The sequence below is a fragment of the Corynebacterium sp. MSK071 genome (genome assembly GCF_030232125.1).
Taxonomy (GTDB): domain Bacteria; phylum Actinomycetota; class Actinomycetes; order Mycobacteriales; family Mycobacteriaceae; genus Corynebacterium; species Corynebacterium kefirresidentii.
Genome location: NZ_JASPJA010000044.1, coordinates 1 through 668, shown reverse-complemented (window position 1 = coordinate 668; position 668 = coordinate 1). Strand labels below are relative to the sequence as shown.

1 protein-coding gene is annotated in these 668 nt (G+C 59.3%); it reads left to right on the top strand.

Annotation, left to right across the window (positions count from 1 at the left end; translation table 11 throughout):
• On the top strand, window positions 1-574 hold a 574-nt coding region (locus QP990_RS12125; RefSeq protein ID WP_284799418.1), incomplete at its 5' end, for a GH25 family lysozyme.
• Between the last annotated feature and the right edge of the window lie 94 nt (window positions 575-668).

Sequence of the window (668 nt, the reverse complement as noted above, 5' to 3'; positions counted from 1 at the left end):
CATCTGCGACGGAACCTACAAAGACCCCATCTTCAACTCCCACCTGAAGGACGCAGAAAACGCAGGACTCATCACCAGCGGATACTGGTACCTCCGCGCCCCCTCCGAAGGCACCACCATCGCACAACAAGTCGACACCATCGACCAACAATTACAAGGCCGCAAAGACCTCCCCATCTGGATAGACGTCGAATCCATCGACCCTTCAGGCAACGCCCTCCTCTCCGGAAACGACGTCTGGGCAGCAAAACACGAACTCGAATGCCGCGGCTACACCGTCCCCGGCATCTACTCCGGCGCCTGGTACTGGGAGAAAATGATAGGCGGCGAACCCTCCATGGACGGCCTCGGCGCCCTCTGGGTCTCCAACTACGGAGCTCAAAACAGTCACGGCACCGCCGCACAACTCTACCCAGGCGACGACAGCCCACGCTGGAACTACCCACTCGGCGACCACACCCCCGACATCCTCCAATACGGCTCCAACGGCCACGCCGCCGGATACCCCGGAGTCGTAGACATCAACGCCTACCGAGGCACCCACGACGACCTCAAACACCTACTCCACCACTAACCCCGTACACACCAGAAAGGAGAAACAACTATGCCAAAGCACGCACAAAACATCATCCACCCACAACAATTCCAACTCGACCGCGGCATCACCC